The organism is Yimella lutea, from assembly GCF_006715095.1.
Taxonomy (GTDB): domain Bacteria; phylum Actinomycetota; class Actinomycetes; order Actinomycetales; family Dermatophilaceae; genus Yimella; species Yimella lutea.
This window is the reverse complement of the sequence record NZ_VFMO01000001.1, coordinates 426,552-442,288: the sequence shown is the minus strand read 5'-3', so window position 1 is coordinate 442,288 and position 15,737 is coordinate 426,552. Positions and strand designations below refer to the sequence as shown.

Here is a 15,737-nt window from a genome sequence, read left to right as displayed (position 1 = left end):
GATGACGCAAGCTCCCCGCCTGCTCGGCGGCCGCTACGAGGTCGGTGAACTCATCGGACGCGGCGGCATGGCCGAAGTGCACCTGGGTCACGACACGCGCCTCGGGCGTCCGGTCGCGATCAAGATGCTGCGTTCCGACCTGGCTCGCGACAGCACCTTCCTGACCCGTTTCCGGCGCGAGGCGAAGTCGGCAGCCGGACTGAATCATCACGCGATCGTCGCCGTGTACGACTCCGGCGAGGAGACCTACACCGAGACCGGTGGCGCCGAGATCGGCGTGCCGTACATCGTGATGGAGTACGTGGACGGCGACACGCTGCGCGACGTGCTCAACGCCGAGGGTCACCTGTCCCCGGACGAGGCCGCCCGCATCACGCAGGGCATCCTGTCGGCCCTGGAGTACTCGCACAGTCGCGGAATCGTGCACCGCGACATCAAACCGGCCAACGTGATGCTGACCCGCGGCGGCCAGGTGAAGGTGATGGACTTCGGCATCGCCCGCGCCCTGGCCGATGTCGGTGCCACGATGACGTCCGCTCAGGCCGTCGTCGGCACGGCGCGGTACCTCTCCCCCGAGCAGGCCAAGGGCGACCAGGTCGATGAACGCTCCGACCTGTACTCGGCAGGCTGCGTCTTTTATGAACTGCTCTGCGGCAGAACGCCGTTCGTCGGTGAGCCGGTCAGCCTGGTCTACCAGCACATCAGCGACCGTCCGGCGCCCCCGTCGTCCTACGAGCCGACGGTGCCCAAGCCGATGGACGCCGTCGCGATGCATTCGCTGGAGAAGCCGCGCGAAGGTCGCTACCAGACCGCCGGCGACTTCCGGGCCGATCTGCAGAACGCTCGGACGAACACGCCGGTCTCGGCGGCGGCCACCGCAAGCCTTGCGGCTGCCGGTGGCGCCGCCGCCGCCGCCGCGAAGGCGCCCGCTCCGGTGGAGCAACCGCGCCGTGACAGCACCCGCGAGATCGCCGACCGCGGTCGGCGCCCGAATCACGTCGGTCTGTGGACCGCAGCCGTCATCGCCGCGCTGCTGGCCATCCTCGGCGTCGGCTACCTGGTGATGAACGGTCAGGACGAGACCAAGCTGGCCTCGGTGCCATCGGTGCGCGGGTTCACCGAGCAGGCAGCCGACCAGACGCTCCGCAACGCCGGCTTCGTTCCCAGTTTCCGAAAGGTGACCAGCGACGCGACCCTCGACACCGTGGTCGCGCAGCGTCCGAACGGTGGTGAGCCGGCCGAATCCGGATCGACGGTCACCGTCGACCTGTCCGGTGGTCCCAACGTGCGCACTGTGCCGTCCGTGGTCGGGAAGACCGAGCAGCAGGCGAGAAAGATCCTGGGCGACAACGGTTTCGACAAGGTGGCCGTTGATCCGACCCGGGTCGACGACACCGAGTACGCCGAGGGACAGGTGACGTCCACCGACCCCATCGAGAACAGCGCAGCGCCGCCGACCCAGACGATCACGCTGAAGCTCAGCAGCGGCAAGGTCACCGTGCCGAGCAACCTGGAGGGCATGAACTTCTTCGCCGCCCAGCAGGCACTGGCGAAGGCGCACCTGCAGCCGGCCGATCCGCCGACCTCCGTGCCGACGTCCAACTCGGACCTCTGGGACAAGGTGCAGGACGTGCCGGACGCCGGCAAGAAGGTCGCGGTGAACTCCCGGATCGCGATCTCGGTCTACACCCGCTCCTCGACGGTGACGGTCAACCCGCCGCCGCCGTCGTCGACGACGACGACGACGACGACGACGACCAGCTCCACATCCTCGCCGACCTCGAGCCCGACGTCCTCGAGCCCGACGTCCACGCCTTCGTCGACGTCCAGCCCGACGTCGTCGCCGTCACCCACCTCGACGGCGCCGCCGTCACCGACGTCGACCCCGCCCAAGCCCTCGACGCCGTCCACCCCGCAAACCCCGCCCAACCGGTGACCGCTTCCGATCTAGAATTCGGGGCATGACCCGCATCCTCGTCGTCGACAACTACGACAGCTTCGTCTTCACGATCGTCGGGTACCTCGAACAGTTGGGTGCGCAGTGCGATGTGCGCCGCAACGACGCCGTGACCACCGATCAGGCGGCGGAGTTCGACGGGGTGCTGGTCTCGCCCGGACCGGGGACGCCGGAGGCCGCCGGGGTGTCGATGGACATGATCCGTGCCTGCGCCGACCGGGCCCAGCCGATGTTCGGAGTGTGCCTGGGTCACCAGGCGCTGGGTGTGGTCTACGGCGGCGTGGTCAGCCGCGCCCCTGAACTGCTGCACGGCAAAACCTCACGCATCGTCCACGACGGCACCGGTGTGCTGGCGGGTCTGCCCTCGCCGTTCACCGCGACGCGCTACCACTCGCTAGCGATCGAGTCCGACACCGTGCCGGACGAACTCCTCGTCACCGGCCGCACCGAGAACTGGATTGTGATGGCGGTCAAGCACCGCGATCTGCCGCTGCACGGGGTGCAGTTCCACCCCGAGTCCGTGCTCACCGAGGGTGGTCACCGGATGCTGGCCAACTGGCTCGCCGAGTGCGGCATGTCGGACGCTGTCGAGCGTTCGACCGGGCTGGCCCCGCTCGTCCACTGAGCCGCCGCGCGCCACTGTCGTCACAGACGACACTTTCCACAACATTTGCACCATGTGTGGATAACCATGCCCATTTATCCACAGCATTGCTCACAGCTGGGGATAACTACATTGATGTAACTTCGAACTCATGTCCGACAAAACATCGATGCCCCCGGAGTCGTCCGGAGGCATCGATGCGCGGGGCTCAGTCCGTGGAAGCAACTACTTCCATCTCGTGGTCATGATGAAACCGGCCATGATCAACACGAAACCGACCGCCATGTTCCAGTTCTCCAGCGCGGGGATCGGGTACGTGGGGCGCTCGCCCTTGGCGTTCGGCTCCATGGTGGTCGACAGGTAGTACACGACCAGCCACAGCAGACCGGCACCCATCAGGCTGAGCATCGTCGGCACCCACCACTTGGGGTTCTTGCCGCCGTCGAGCTTGACCGGCTGCGGCGTGGTGCGTCGGCGCAGCGCCTCCCGCTCGGACTCCCGTCGGGCCTCGGCCTTCTCCGCGTCCCGCTCCGCCTTGGTCTTGTTGGCGACGCCGAGCGTGCCGTCCTTCGCGTCCTCGTCGGTGCGGTCGGCACCCTCGACCACGTCGAGCTCGATGACCTCTTCGGTCACGGAGTCCTTCGCAGGTTCCTCGGACGGCTTCTTGGACTTGCTCACATCTTCTCCCGGTCGGTGCGGCGGTTAGGCTAGAAGCCTAAGTCACCCGGTCCCGAAGGTTCATCGATGACTCGCCGCTCGCCCTGGACGCTCGTGGTCACCGCAGTAACCCTGAGCGCGGGGTTGCTGTTCGGAGTGAGCGCATCGACCAGCGAGGGAAGTGATCTGCGGCCTGGTCAGCGCGACCTCAGCCAGGTGGTGCTCGCGGCGAACCAGCGGGTCGCCGGGCAGGCCGCCACCGCAAAACGGTTGCAGGGTGAGGTCGATGCGCTGAGCAAGCGCTCGGGCGCAGGCGCGACGGCATCCAACCTGGCCAAGCAGGCCGACTCCCTGGCTCCGCGAGCCGGATTCACCGCGATCACCGGCGACACCGTCACCGTCACGCTCGACGACTCCAAGCGTGACCCGGCCACCTTGCCCGAGGGCGCCAACCTGAACTGGATGGTCGTGCACCAGCAGGACGTCCAGGCGGTCGTCAACGCGCTGTGGCGTGGCGGCGCGAAGGCGATGATGCTGATGGACCAGCGGGTGATCAGCACCTCGGCCGTCCGCTGCGTCGGCAACACCTTGATCCTGCAGGGACGCGTCTACTCACCGCCGTTCAAGATCACCGCGATGGGCGACCAGGCGCAGCTGCGCAAGGCGCTCAAGGACGACCCGGACGTCGCGAACTACCGCGACTTCGTCGACCGCGTCGGGGTGAAGTACGAGGTGAAGAACGGCTCGAACACGACGTTTCCGCCCTTCGAGGGCACCACCGAGTTGCGCTACGCGAAGACCACCAAGAAGTAGCCGGCTTCCGAGCCCGCGAACCTAATCCTTCTCGCCGAGCCCACTGGGCGTGCGCAGTAGGTTCGGCGCTGATCAGTAGGTTCGCGAGATGGTGGTCAGACGATGGGGTTGACCCAGGCGGCCGGGACCCACTTGGTGGCCATCCAGGCGAGGGCGGCAAGCGCCACGACGATCGCGGCGAGGCCGGGCCAGTGCAGCTTGCGGTCGCGCAGGTTCAGCACGGCGGCGCAGGCGGCGCCGGTGATCGCGCCGCCCAGGTGGGCCTGCCAGGCGATGCCGGAGACCAGGAACGACAACACGGCGTTGAGGCCGAGGACGATCAGCATCGGCGTGATGTCGCGCTTGAGCCGGAGATTGAGCACGACGACGCCGAGGAAGAGTCCGAACACCCCACCGGACGCACCGACGGTGCCCTGGAACCACGCGTCCGCACGCGGGACGTCGAGGGCGGCGAGCACCTCGAAGCCGACCGACCCGCCGAACGCTGAGATCAGGAACAGCGCCAGGAAGCGGGCGCGTCCCAGGATGGGTTCGAGGTACTGCCCGGTGAGCCAGAGCGCGTACATGTTGAACAGCAGGTGCATCGGCGACGGCGAGGCGTGCACGAACGCTGCGGTGATGAAGCGCCACGGTTCGGACGCACCGAGCACCGGCGCGAAGAACATCTCGTCGGTGACCCGCTCGGACACCAACTGTCCGAGCCAGATCAGCGAGCAGAGGCCGATCAGCGCGTAACTGACGATGGGCTTGCCGTCGGTGGGACGGCTGACCGCGCGCGGGTTCGCCTTCGCGACCTGCTTGACGCAGTCGACGCACTGGACGCCGACCTGCGCCGGGCGTTGGCACTCGGCGCAGGTCGGACGTTCGCAGCGCTGGCAGCGCACGTAAGCCACCTGCCCCGGATGACGGGGGCAGGTGGGCTGTGTGGTGCCTTGTTGTGTCATGCGGCCCGTCAGTTGACGGTGACCTTCTCGATGACGACGTCCTCGACCGGACGGTCCTGGGCGCCGGTGCGGACGGCGGCGATCTTGTCGACGACGTCGCGACCTTCCTGGTCGGCGACCTCACCGAAGATCGTGTGCTTGCCCTGCAGCCAGGTGGTGGGGGCGACGGTGATGAAGAACTGCGACCCGTTGGTGCCCTTGCCGCCGCGCTTGCCCGCGTTGGCCATCGCGAGGATGTAGGGCGAGTTGAAGTCGCGGTCGGGCGAGATCTCGTCGTCGAAGGTGTAACCGGGGCCACCGACGCCGGAGCCCAGCGGGCAGCCGCCCTGGATCATGAAGCCGGGGATGACGCGGTGGAAGGTGAGTCCGTCGTAGAACGGCTCAGGGTTCTTGCGACCCGCGTCGTCGTTGTAGTCGAGCGAGCCCTGGGCGAGGCCGACGAAGTTCTTGACCGTGTTCGGCGCGTCGTTCTCGAAGAGCGTGACGTTGATGTCGCCGTGGTTGGTGTGCAGCGTTGCATTCATGCGGTCGAGTCTAGGTTCTGAGCGACCGTCGTGTTCGGTCGCACGCGGGTGATCTTCGGTGCCCCCGCTCGCCGCCGCGCACTCATCGGATCGCGCATGCGCCGGTGGGAACGGAGGACGAACCCACCGACCCCAGGCGCGAGGTGAGCATCTGGTTGGTGAGGACGTACCCGGTGTCGCCGGCGTTCTTCGAACGAGCGAACACGGTGCCGGCCACGCGTCCGTCGGCGGTGAGCATCGGACCGCCGCTGTTGCCCGGACGCACGGGCGCGTTGACGGCGTACACCGACCGGTCGACGCCGGGCTGACCGTAGATGTCGTGGCCGCGGGCCTGCAGCGGCGTGCTCACCTTCGCCGAGATCATCCGGTAAGGGCCGCCGCCGGGATAGCCGGCGATGACCGCGTCGGTGTTCGGGCGTAGCGGCGTGGACGTCATCGGCAGGGCCGGCGCCTTCAGATCGGGCACGTCCAGCACCGCCAGGTCGGCCCGCGGGTCGAACATCACGACGGTCGCCCGCAACCGCTCGCCTTCGCCGCGCACCTGGACGCTGACCGGCCCGGAGCCGGCCACGACGTGTGCGTTCGTGACCACGCGTCCGGGTGCTTGGACCCACCCTGACCCGCCGTACTGCCCGCCGCATTCGGTGGGCGCCGTGGCGATCTTCACGATCGACCGGGACGCGCGCTCGACTGCGTCGCTGCGGGCGACACCGGGGTCTGCCGGGGCGTCCGGGACGTCGGGTTCGACGGCTTGCTCGAACACTCTGGGGAACCCGGAGCGGTCGAGTTCGTTGCGCAGGGAAGCCGACCACCGATCGGCGCCGGAGGGCATCGCTGCGTCCAGACCGGAGAACACCTGTGAATCGGCGATGGCGTTCGAGGCACGCTCGGGGACCAGAGTGCGGGCAGCGCCGGTGACCAACCAGACGCCGACCGCCACCGAGACGACGGCGACCACCGCACCCGCGATCGAATCAGCGACGCGCACTGCACGGACGCGCTGCCGCGAGCGCAGTCGTTCGCCGACCGTCGCCACCGAGACCTGGCCGACGAGCGCCGCGACGATGATGATGAAGGCGCTGGTGAGCGCCTGGTGCGTGGGGGTGAGCGTCGCCAGAGAGACGATATGCGGAGCCAGCAGGAAGCCGATCATCCCGCCGAGGATGAGGCCGACGAGCCCGAGAATGCCGGTGATGCCGCCGCGTTGCCAGCCGACGAAGGCGTAGCAGGACAGCATGATCACCAGGAAGACGTCCAGGGTTCCTGCGGTCATGTCACTCACCTTCGGCCTGCCGGGGGTGGGTGGGCCGAACACCCGTTCTCTGTCGAACGCCGGGCGCACCGCGGCGGTTCCGCCGACGAGACAGCCGCCGATGTGACGTACTTCGTCAACCGGCGCCGACCTATCGGCCCGCTCGGCTCGTTAGGGTGGAAAACAGTCCGAGGGCCCGACCCTCATGGGAAGACCGAGGGCCCGACCCTCATGGAAAAGGAGACACACGTGTTGAGGATCAACCCCTCGCCCGCCGACAAGGCGGCCGACAAGGCCAAGGACGGCGTCCGTGACTTCAAGTCCGCCGCGTCCCTTGCCCTGACCGCTGCGCTCGACAAGGCCAACGAGGCCGCCGCGAACTCACCGAAGGTCGAAGCCGCGAGGGAGGCTGTCGCCCCGCGCGTCGAGGCCGCCCGCGACGCCGCTGCGCCCAAACTGCACAGCGCCAAGGAAGCCGCAGCGCCGCTCGCTGCGACCGCTGCCGCCACGGCCGCGTCCACCTACAAGGACGCGCGCAAGGCTGCGGCGCCGAAGATCAAGGACGCCAAGAAGGCTGCTGCGCCCAAGTTCGAGGCCGCCAAGGCTGCTGCGCTGGACGCAGCTCACGCCGACAACAAGGGCGAGAAGCTCCAGGAGTTCGCGGGGCTGACCCGTGATCAGGCGCACTCGCTGTTCTCGGACGAGTGGATGCCGCGCATCCAGACCGCGATCGCGACCGCTGCCGCCACCGCGCAGCAGGCCGGCCACCGCGCAGGCGACCAGGCCACCCAGGCCTACCTCGCCCTCCCGCCGCAGGCGCAGGACGTCGTCGACAAGGTCGTCCCGGCCGCTGCGAAGAAGCGCAAGAAGAAGGGCACCGTCCTGATCGTGCTGGGTCTCGCGGGCGTGGCCGCCGGCGGATTCCTGATCTACGACAACAACAAGAAGAAGCAGGAGCGTCGCCAGGCGCAGGCCACGGTGCGCGCCACCCAGGCCGCTGCTGCCGACACCGACAAGGTGAACCCGGTCTCGTCCGAGACCGACGGCATCTCCCGTCACTGACGTAGGCACTGTCGGTATTGAGCCGGCACCGGGCCCACCGATCGAAGCCCCCGGTTCGCCCGGGGGCTTCGTCGTGCCCGCACCGGCCCGACCGCACGGTAGCTGGCTAGGCTCGGACGCGTGAACGTCGTCTTCGTCGAACCCAATTTCCCGCGCAACCAGCGCGAGTTCCCGCGCGCCCTCAAGGCTGTCGGAGCGACCGTCTTCGCCGTCGGCGAGACGCCCTGGGAGTGGCTCGACGAAGAGCTGCAGGGCTGGATCGACCACTACTACCAGGTCGGTTCGGTCACCGACGTCGACCAGTTGTCCGCCGGGGTCTCACATTTCCAGAGCCTGGCCTGGGTCGACGCGCTCGAGGCGACGATCGAGTCCCACACGCTGCCGGCCGCGGTCGTCCGGGAACGTCACGGCATCCCGGGCACCAGCGTCCACACCACCTACCTGTGCCGCGACAAGCCGGCGATGAAGGACGCGTTGCGCAAGGCGGGGGTGCCGACGGCTGCGTCGACCGGTGCATCCAGCGCCGACGAGGTCCGGACGTTCGCCGCCGAGAACGGCTACCCGATCATCATCAAACCGCGGGATGGGGCAGGCGCGGCGGGCACGCACAAGGTCAGCAACGACACCGAGCTCGCGGCGGTGCTCGACTCGCTCGGTGACATGCCGTCGGTCGCGGTCGAGGAGTTCATCGAGGGGCACGAGGGGTTCTACGACACCGTCAGTGTCGGCGGCGAGATCAAGCTCGACTTCGCCTGCCACTACTACCCCGGCGTGCTCGAGGCGATGCGCACCCGCTGGATCAGCCCGCAGTACATCTCGACGAACAGGGTCGACGAGGGTGGTCTGTACGCCGACCTGCGCGACCTCGGCGAGCGGGTCAACGCGGCCCTCGGCATCGAGACGTCCGCAACCCACATGGAGTACTTCGTCAGCCCGAAAGGCTTGCGGTTCAGCGAGATCGGCGCGCGTCCACCGGGCGTCGGTTGCTGGGATCTGTACGCGGCGGGCAACGACATCGACATCTTCCGCGCCTGGGCCGATGCCATCGTGCACGGACGCGTGTGGCACGTGCCGAGTCGGCAGTACGCGTCCGGCATCATCGCCCTGCGCCCCGACCGGGACGGCGTGATCACCCACATCGACGGTCTGGACGAGGTGCGCAGCAAGTACGGATCGCTGCTCATCGACGAGCACCTGCCGATCGGCCAGGGCACCCAGCCGATCGAAGCCGGCTACATGGCCAACGCGTGGATGCGCCTGCGGCACAGGGACTTCGACACGTTACGCGGTGTGCTCGACGACATCGGACGCATCGTCCAGGTGCGCGCTCAGTGACCGCTGAAATCGGCGTGAGTTCGTGCCCTTCGCCGGGCATGGCGAAGGGCACCAACTCACGCGGATTCTCGGGGTGTGCTGCGCGATGACCGTCGTTCTGTTGGGGCCGCAGCGGCGGCCATCCCTGGACAAGCTCGTGTGCTCGCTCGGCCTGGGCGGTCCGTTCGCGACCGTGACCGCCGGGTGGCAGGAGCGGGAGAAGGACGACTCCGAGCTCGACCGGCACCTGGGCGGACGGTCGCGGAACCTGCACCTGTGGCACCGGATGCAGCAGGTGTTCGGGTCCGACCCGGAGTACGCCGCCGCGCACCGTGCCCGGCGCTCGCAACTGCTCGAACTGCAGGAGAACTACCAGCTCGGGCTCTCGCACATCGTGCAGTTCCTGGACGAACTACGACACCGCACCTCCGGTTCGGCAGCGCTGCGTGAACTCGCCGTCGAGGACGCGGTCAACGTGTTGCGCGGCATGGACAAGCAGCACATCCGCCGCGTCGCGGAGATCCAGGGACGCTTCTACAGCGACTTCCCGCCGCACGAGCGGCCGTCAGTCGCCGAACACCGCGCCGAGGTCGCCGAGTTGATGTCGGACGCCGCGGCCGTCGTGATCACGGGTGGACACATCGTCGAACTACTGGACGCGCTGCACCTGTTCAACGTGAATGCCGTTGGCCTGCACAGGCTTCCGATCATCGCGTGGTCGGCGGGCGCGATGGCACTCACCTCACGGGTCGTGCTCTTCGACGAGCACGCGGTGCGCGGACCTGGCTGCTCGGAGGTGTTCGACCACGGCCTGGGTCTGCTGCCCGAGGTGACGGTGTTCCCGTCGGCGAAGCAGCGGTTGCGGACGAACGACAAGCAGAACCTGGGGCTGCTGGCCCGCCGGTTCGCGCCCAACACGTGCATCCCGCTCGACCCCGGCGCGCGCGTCGTGATCGGTTCGGACGGCACCCTCCCGGCCGACACCCCGGTGATCGACGATGCCGGCATCATGCGTCCGATGCAGGTTGTAGGAGGTGACGATGCGCAAGCTGGCAATCAACCGACTGCGTGAGCGAAAGCCGTTGGACGAGAGCCGGATCGACCGGTTCCTGCAGCGTCACCAGGTGCCGATCGTCGAGGGACCGAAGTGCACCTTCCTCTTCCGTGGCGGCGAAGACGACGGCGTGGACGAGGTGTGGGTGTGCCACCGCATCGTCGGGCAGCCCGACCGCGTGCCGATGAAGCGCCTGGGCAACACCAGCCTGTGGTTCACGATCATGGAGTTGCCGGCCGGGTCTCGGGTGGAGTATCAGATAGAGGTACGTCGCGCAGAGCACTACGAACGGTTCAACGACCCGCTGAATCCCAAACTCGCGCACAGTCCGGTGGGCTCGTCGTCGGTGTGCCAGGCGACCGGTTACACCGAGCCGGAGTGGGCTCGGTTCGATCCCGACTCACGTCCGGGAGAGCTGCTCGAACTGAGCCAGGCCAGCGGTGCGCTGCGTCGCGAATCCCATTGCCGCGTCTACCTGCCCGCGCGATTCAGCACCACGCACCGTTACCCCCTGCTGGTGGTGCATGACGGCGACGACTTCCTGGAGTTTGCCGCGATGAAGAACGTGCTCGACAACTTGATCCACCGCCGCGACATGGCCGAGACGATCGTGGCGTTCACCAACCCCGGCGATCGGACGCGCGAGTACGCCAACAGTGCGCAACACGCGCGCTTCCTGCACTCCGAGCTCATCCCCCGACTGGAGAGTGAACTGCCGTTGCTCGGCACGCCGGCCGGACGCTGCCTGATGGGTGCCTCGTTCGGTGGCGTTGCCAGTCTGTCGACCGCGTACCGCTACCCCGACTTCTTCGGTTCCCTTCTGGTGCAGTCGGGTTCGTTCGTGTTCACCGACATCGGCAACGAGCACGGCGGCGGGCCTGCGTTCGACCCGGTGGTGCGGTTCATGAACCGGTACCGTGCCAAACCGCGCCGCGTCGTCGACCGGATGTACCAGTCCTGCGGCATCTACGAGCCGCTGATCGTGCCGAACCGGTCGATGGTCGACGTGTTCCGCGGCACCGGGATGGACGTTCGCTACTCCGAAGCACGCGACGGTCACTCGTGGGAGGACTGGCGCGACCGATTGCGCGAGGGTCTGAGCTGGATCTACCCCGGATCGGCGCAGTACTTCTACGAGTAGAACTGCACGGGTGGGCTGGGTGCTCGTGAACGGTCACCTTGGTTTCGGCACGCGAGGAATCGCAAGCTCATCCTCGCGGCTCAACCAGCGGCGACGGTCCACCCGCGCCGGCGCCGGAACCATCGCAAGATGCGCTGGGCTCAGAGAACGAAGCCGAACAGGGGGCTGTCGGGTGGGAGGTGCTCGATGCGCAGCGGGGAAGCATCCATGCGCTTCAGCAACGGTTCGTAGTCCTCGGCCGAACCGAGCTCGATGCCGACGAGCGCCGGTCCGAACTCGCGGTTGTTGCGCTTGACGTACTCGAAGAGCGAGATGTCGTCGTCCGGGCCGAGGACGTCGTCCAGGAACCGGCGCAGCGCTCCGGGTTCCTGGGAGAACTCGACCATGAAGTAGTGCTTGCGGCCTTCGTACACCAGCGCGCGTTCGACCACGTCGGCATAGCGGGAGACGTCGTTGTTACCACCGGAGACGACGACCACGACGGTCTGGCCGGGTTCGACCTCCAGCTGCGCCAGCGCGGCCGAAGCAAGCGCACCCGACGGCTCGGCGATGATCCCCTCGGTCTGGTAGAGCGCGAGCATCTCCACGCACAGGGCACCCTCGTCGACCGTGACGACCTCGGGCGACGCAGCCGCGATGATCGGGAACGTAACATCGCCGATACGACGGACGGCGGTGCCGTCGGCGAACGCATCCAACTCATCCAACGTGACGGGCGCCCCGGCTGCCAGCGCGGCGACCAGACTGGCGGCTCCTGCGGGTTCGACCCCGATGATCCTGGTCGGTGAATCACCCAGTGCGGCAATAGTTCCGGCCAGCAGACCGCCGCCACCGACGGGGACGAGGACGACGTCCGGCGCGCCCTTGAGCTCGTCGACGACCTCGGCCATCACGGTGCCCTGACCGGCGACGACCTGCGGGTTGTCGAACGCGGGGACGAGGGTGGCACCGGTGCGCTCGGCGTCCAGCTTGGCAGCGGCCGCAGCGTCGTCGTACGACTCCCCGCCGACGACGAGTTCGACGAAACCCTTGCCGAACGCGGCGACGCGGTCGCGCTTCTGGCGAGGGGTGTTGGTCGGCAGGTAGATGCGGGCGTGGACGCCGAGATCGGCGCAGGCGAGGGCCACACCTTGCGCGTGATTGCCGGCGCTGGCAGCGACGACACCGGCGGCACGCTCGGTCTCGCTGAGTTGGCTGATCACGTTGAGCGCGCCACGGATCTTGTACGAGCGGACGGGCTGCTGGTCTTCACGCTTGAGCAGCACGGTGGCGCCGAGCGCAGTCGACCAGCGTTCGCAGTACTGCAACGGTGTGCGGACGACGACCTCGTCGAGACGCTCGCGCGCAACCTCGACGTCGGACCGGGTCACGGACGGCACGGACATGCGAAAAGCGTACGCCGATCATCCCGTATGGCGGACGACCATCCCGCAGACCGAACGCCGCGAACCTCCTACTTCTGCGCGACTAGGCAGACCTCGTGGGATCGGTGAAAAGTAGTAGGTTCGCGGGCTCAGGCGGGGCGGACGGTGCGGCGACGCGAACGTGGCTGGCAGATGCGACACCAGAACAGGTTGCGGGCGCCGACCTCCTTGCGCGACACCGGCGTCCCACAGACCAGGCAGGGCAGACCTTCGCGGCGGTAGACGTAGACCTCGCCACCGTGCTTGTCGACCCGAGGGGGGCGACCCATCGCCTCCGGCGTGTGCTCGGGGTAGACGGTGTCGATGCGTCCGTCGCGGACACCGAGCGGCATCAGCGCCACGAAGTCGTCCCAGATCGCGTCGAACTCCGCGCGGCGCAGGAACTTGCCGGCCATGAAGGGGTCGATGCCGTGCCGGTAGAGCGCCTCGGCCCGGTAGATGTTGCCGACGCCGGCGAAGATCTTCTGGTCCATGCAGAGCACTGCGATCGGCGACCACGATCGGTGAATGCGAGCCCAGGCTTTCTCCGGGTCGGCGTCGAGCCGAAGCGGATCAGGGCCGAGAGCATCCGTGATCTTCGAAACCTCTGCCGGAGAACGCAACTGACAGACGTTGGGACCGCGCAGGTCCATCGTGAACGGTTCGTGGTCCGTGGACAACCGCCACCTGATGGCCCCGGTCTCGGGCGGATCAACTTGCGAAGCGAAGAAGAACTTGCCGAGCAGGCCGAGGTGGATGTTGACCTTCTCCTCGACGTGTTCGAACCCGACGAACATGTGTTTGCCGAAGGCCTCGGCCCGCTCGAAGACGCGTCCGTCGAGATCGGCGGCACCGTCGAAGCGTCCCTGGGGCGAGGTCGAGCGCACCGGGTGACCGGCGAACCGGTCGTTCAGGATCCCGGAGATCCGGTGGGTCACATGTCCTTCAGGCACCGCACCAACCTATGAGCACGAAGGAACGGGAAATGCATCAGGGAACTGCGTATACGGAGTTCCCTGATGCATTCAGCGTGCCCTCGGCAGAAGCGTCAACGAACGATGCGCGGTGCTGGGGCCGAGAATCCCTTGGCCGGCTGGGTCAGACCGGGCAGGTTCGGCCAGTTGGCGATCAACTCGGGGCTGGCGTCGAAGCGACCGGTGACGTCTTCGACCACGTCAACCGAACCGCTCTGGTTGTAGAGGCTGAGGTACCGCTTGTTCTGGTCGTCGATCCGGGACGTCGTGCCGAAACCGTTCGACTGGTTCTGCCCGGCAACGAGGTTGAGGTTGCTGGTGCCGGGGTCGGCGTTCATCCCGCTGTACTGCGTGATGTAGGTGTTGGCGGTGGGCTTGACCCCGGTGATCGTGCCGGTGAACCCGAGGGTGAACTGTCCGTACAGGTCGGCCGGCGGCGCAGTGACCAGGACCGAGTCAGGACCGATCGGAGCCTTCGGTGCACCGATACCCACGCGAGTGTCGATGATGCGGCGCGGAGCCACGTTGTTGTACACGAAGCCCAGGCCGTTCGGGTTGTCGTAGTAGGCCGCAAGCAGATCGACCACCACGTCGGTCGCGCCGGCCGAACCGTTGTGCACCGAGAACCCGTAGGTGCCCCCGCCCAGGTCGGTGACCGGGACGATCGTGTAGTTGGCCACCGTCCGTCCGTTGGTGAAGTTGACCGACGACGTCTTGGGAACGGTGGCGCCCGAATAGGCGGTGAGCCAGCCGTACGCCTCCGGCTTCACGGCGGTGAGGTTCACCGCCACGGAGGTCGGCTTGGCGATCGGGTTGTCCCACCGGAAGGTCTGAACCATCGTCGCCCCGCCAGGTACCGGACCGGTGGTCTGCCGGGTATCGCTCAAGCGGAACCCGTCGGCGATCAGCGCCAGTGAACCGAGCTCGGTGGTGTCGGCCGCAGTGGAGTAGTAACCGATCAGGTCGACGGCGACATTCGCGGACGCGTTCCCGAGTGACAGCGTGATCGATCCGTCCGAACCGACCGGGACGGTTGCCGTCGTCGCTCCGGTCCAGCCCCGCTCGAAGTTGACCGCGGACGTCCACGGCTTTGCCTGTCCGGTGGCGTACGCGGTGATCCAGCCGGTGGACGAGGTGTCGATGGCGGTGATGTTGACGACGGCAGCCTTCACACCGACCGCCGGAACACCCGATGTCCCAGCGACCGGGACACGCAGCGATCCGCCCTTGGCGACCGGACCGGAGGACAGGCGGGTGTCGATCAGCCGGGTGGCGGCGGTCTTGTGGAACCGACCCTCGTTGGTCTGGGTGTCGGCTGACGCGTGCGTCATCGGAGCGGAGACGGAGAACGCGAGCGCGCAGGCTGCTGCGACCGTGAGGAGTGTGCGAGGCATACCTGGAGCATGAGGCCGTCTCAGCACCCGGTCAAGCGGTTGCGGAAAACCCGTCACTGCGATCGCAGTTGAACGACTGACTCAGTCAAGAAGGTCCCGCGGACAGAGAGCTTCAGGCGACCCACACGACCACGCACACCACGAGAAGCGGACTGTGTGAGACGTCGCGCAGTCAAGGTCGCAGGCGAGCGAAAAGAGTGAGTCGCCCCGCCAGCGAACTGACGGAGCGACTCGAACAATCAATATGTGGAGGTAAGGGGACTCGAACCCCTAACCCCCTGCTTGCAAAGCAGGTGCGCTACCAATTGCGCCATACCCCCAGGGTGGGCCACCCGCGTCCGAAAACCCGCGTGACCCGGGACGTCAGCTGGCGGTGCCAGTGGCGTCGAAGCTCTTCTCGCCGGGCTTGTCGGAAGCCTTGGACCACATGTCCTTACCGACCTGACCCTGCTTGTACTTCTGGCTCGCGAACGCGGCTGCGCCGGCAGCTGCGATGACCATCAGTGCTTTCCTCATGGGTTTCTCCTTGAGTTGTTCGAACGGTGGTGGGCCTAACAGGACTTGAACCTGTGACCTCTTCCTTATCAGGGAAGCGCTCTAACCGACTGAGCTATAGGCCCGTCCGCCATTCGACGAGTTGCCCG

15 protein-coding genes and 2 tRNA genes are annotated in these 15,737 nt (G+C 67.3%); 7 read left to right on the top strand and 10 right to left on the bottom strand.

Annotated features, from left to right (window positions below; genetic code table 11):
- The first annotated feature begins 1 nt into the window (after position 1).
- Positions 2–1,936 carry a Stk1 family PASTA domain-containing Ser/Thr kinase gene (gene pknB, locus FB459_RS02075; RefSeq protein ID WP_170221649.1) on the top strand — a complete coding sequence of 645 codons (1,935 nt, stop codon included), beginning with the start codon at positions 2–4 and terminating at the stop codon, positions 1,934–1,936.
- Positions 1,937–1,961: 25 nt separating this feature from the next.
- Positions 1,962–2,582 carry an aminodeoxychorismate/anthranilate synthase component II gene (locus FB459_RS02070; protein ID WP_141927296.1) on the top strand — a complete coding sequence of 207 codons (621 nt, stop codon included), beginning with the start codon at positions 1,962–1,964 and terminating at the stop codon, positions 2,580–2,582.
- A gap of 204 nt (positions 2,583–2,786) precedes the next feature.
- Here the strand turns inward: FB459_RS02070 and FB459_RS02065 are convergent, their stop codons facing one another.
- On the bottom strand, positions 2,787–3,239 hold the full coding sequence (locus FB459_RS02065) for a cell division protein CrgA (RefSeq protein WP_246092280.1): 453 nt from the start codon (positions 3,237–3,239) through the stop codon (positions 2,787–2,789).
- Positions 3,240–3,305: 66 nt separating this feature from the next.
- Between FB459_RS02065 and FB459_RS02060 the strand changes: the two genes are divergently transcribed.
- Positions 3,306–4,031 (top strand): DUF881 domain-containing protein, encoded by a 726-nt coding sequence (locus FB459_RS02060; protein ID WP_141927295.1) that lies wholly within the window; start codon positions 3,306–3,308, stop codon positions 4,029–4,031.
- 95 nt (positions 4,032–4,126) lie between these two features.
- Here the strand turns inward: FB459_RS02060 and FB459_RS02055 are convergent, their stop codons facing one another.
- The 3 genes from FB459_RS02055 to FB459_RS02045 all read right to left on the bottom strand — a co-directional run bounded on the left by FB459_RS02055 (position 4,127) and on the right by FB459_RS02045 (position 6,772).
- The gene (locus FB459_RS02055) at positions 4,127–4,915 is read right to left on the bottom strand and encodes a rhomboid family intramembrane serine protease (protein WP_246092278.1); all 789 of its coding nucleotides are present in this window, start codon (positions 4,913–4,915) and stop codon (positions 4,127–4,129) included.
- 68 nt (positions 4,916–4,983) lie between these two features.
- The gene (locus FB459_RS02050; protein WP_141927293.1) at positions 4,984–5,499 is read right to left on the bottom strand and encodes a peptidylprolyl isomerase; all 516 of its coding nucleotides are present in this window, start codon (positions 5,497–5,499) and stop codon (positions 4,984–4,986) included.
- A gap of 82 nt (positions 5,500–5,581) precedes the next feature.
- Entirely contained in the window at positions 5,582–6,772 is a 1,191-nt protein-coding gene (locus FB459_RS02045; protein ID WP_141927292.1) for a MarP family serine protease, read from the bottom strand.
- 228 nt (positions 6,773–7,000) lie between these two features.
- On the opposite strand from FB459_RS02045, the gene FB459_RS02040 reads away from it, so the two are divergent.
- The 4 genes from FB459_RS02040 (at position 7,001) to FB459_RS02025 (ending at position 11,322) form a co-directional block, all read left to right on the top strand.
- The gene (locus FB459_RS02040) at positions 7,001–7,813 is read left to right on the top strand and encodes a hypothetical protein (protein WP_141927291.1); all 813 of its coding nucleotides are present in this window, start codon (positions 7,001–7,003) and stop codon (positions 7,811–7,813) included.
- Positions 7,814–7,933: 120 nt separating this feature from the next.
- The gene (locus tag FB459_RS02035; protein WP_141927290.1) at positions 7,934–9,148 is read left to right on the top strand and encodes an ATP-grasp domain-containing protein; all 1,215 of its coding nucleotides are present in this window, start codon (positions 7,934–7,936) and stop codon (positions 9,146–9,148) included.
- 85 nt (positions 9,149–9,233) lie between these two features.
- Positions 9,234–10,199 (top strand): type 1 glutamine amidotransferase family protein, encoded by a 966-nt coding sequence (locus FB459_RS02030; protein ID WP_141927289.1) that lies wholly within the window; start codon positions 9,234–9,236, stop codon positions 10,197–10,199.
- Complete coding sequence (locus tag FB459_RS02025) at positions 10,168–11,322, top strand: alpha/beta hydrolase-fold protein (protein WP_141927288.1); 1,155 nt, start codon at positions 10,168–10,170, stop codon at positions 11,320–11,322. The genes FB459_RS02030 and FB459_RS02025 overlap by 32 nt, the downstream gene beginning before the upstream one ends.
- Before the next feature lie 140 nt (positions 11,323–11,462).
- On the opposite strand, the gene ilvA is transcribed toward FB459_RS02025, so the two are convergent.
- The 6 genes from ilvA to FB459_RS02000 all read right to left on the bottom strand — a co-directional run bounded on the left by ilvA (position 11,463) and on the right by FB459_RS02000 (position 15,713).
- Positions 11,463–12,707 carry a threonine ammonia-lyase IlvA gene (gene ilvA / locus FB459_RS02020; protein ID WP_141927287.1) on the bottom strand — a complete coding sequence of 415 codons (1,245 nt, stop codon included), beginning with the start codon at positions 12,705–12,707 and terminating at the stop codon, positions 11,463–11,465.
- Between the two features lie 128 nt (positions 12,708–12,835).
- Complete coding sequence (locus tag FB459_RS02015) at positions 12,836–13,678, bottom strand: Fpg/Nei family DNA glycosylase (protein WP_141927286.1); 843 nt, start codon at positions 13,676–13,678, stop codon at positions 12,836–12,838.
- A gap of 95 nt (positions 13,679–13,773) precedes the next feature.
- Positions 13,774–15,093, bottom strand: a complete 1,320-nt coding sequence (locus FB459_RS02010; RefSeq protein WP_141927285.1) for a hypothetical protein — start codon at positions 15,091–15,093, stop codon at positions 13,774–13,776.
- Between the two features lie 247 nt (positions 15,094–15,340).
- Positions 15,341–15,413, bottom strand: a tRNA-Ala gene (locus FB459_RS02005).
- Positions 15,414–15,456: 43 nt separating this feature from the next.
- Positions 15,457–15,609 (bottom strand): DLW-39 family protein, encoded by a 153-nt coding sequence (locus FB459_RS17080; RefSeq protein ID WP_170221648.1) that lies wholly within the window; start codon positions 15,607–15,609, stop codon positions 15,457–15,459.
- Between the two features lie 27 nt (positions 15,610–15,636).
- A tRNA-Ile gene (locus FB459_RS02000) sits at positions 15,637–15,713 on the bottom strand.
- Positions 15,714–15,737 lie beyond the last annotated feature (24 nt).

Bases quoted from the DNA above. Each gene is read 5' to 3' on its own strand.
- pknB (WP_170221649.1), top strand. From the start codon at position 2: ATGACGCAAGCTCCCCGCCTGCTCGGCGGCCGCTACGAGGTCGGTGAA.
- FB459_RS02070 (WP_141927296.1), top strand. From the start codon at position 1,962: ATGACCCGCATCCTCGTCGTCGACAACTACGACAGCTTCGTCTTCACG.
- FB459_RS02060 (WP_141927295.1), top strand. From the start codon at position 3,306: ATGACTCGCCGCTCGCCCTGGACGCTCGTGGTCACCGCAGTAACCCTG.
- FB459_RS02050 (WP_141927293.1), bottom strand. From the start codon at position 5,499: ATGAATGCAACGCTGCACACCAACCACGGCGACATCAACGTCACGCTC.
- FB459_RS02045 (WP_141927292.1), bottom strand. From the start codon at position 6,772: ATGACCGCAGGAACCCTGGACGTCTTCCTGGTGATCATGCTGTCCTGC.
- FB459_RS02030 (WP_141927289.1), top strand. From the start codon at position 9,234: ATGACCGTCGTTCTGTTGGGGCCGCAGCGGCGGCCATCCCTGGACAAG.
- FB459_RS02025 (WP_141927288.1), top strand. From the start codon at position 10,168: ATGCGCAAGCTGGCAATCAACCGACTGCGTGAGCGAAAGCCGTTGGAC.
- ilvA (WP_141927287.1), bottom strand. From the start codon at position 12,707: ATGTCCGTGCCGTCCGTGACCCGGTCCGACGTCGAGGTTGCGCGCGAG.
- FB459_RS02010 (WP_141927285.1), bottom strand. From the start codon at position 15,093: ATGCCTCGCACACTCCTCACGGTCGCAGCAGCCTGCGCGCTCGCGTTC.
- FB459_RS17080 (WP_170221648.1), bottom strand. From the start codon at position 15,609: ATGAGGAAAGCACTGATGGTCATCGCAGCTGCCGGCGCAGCCGCGTTC.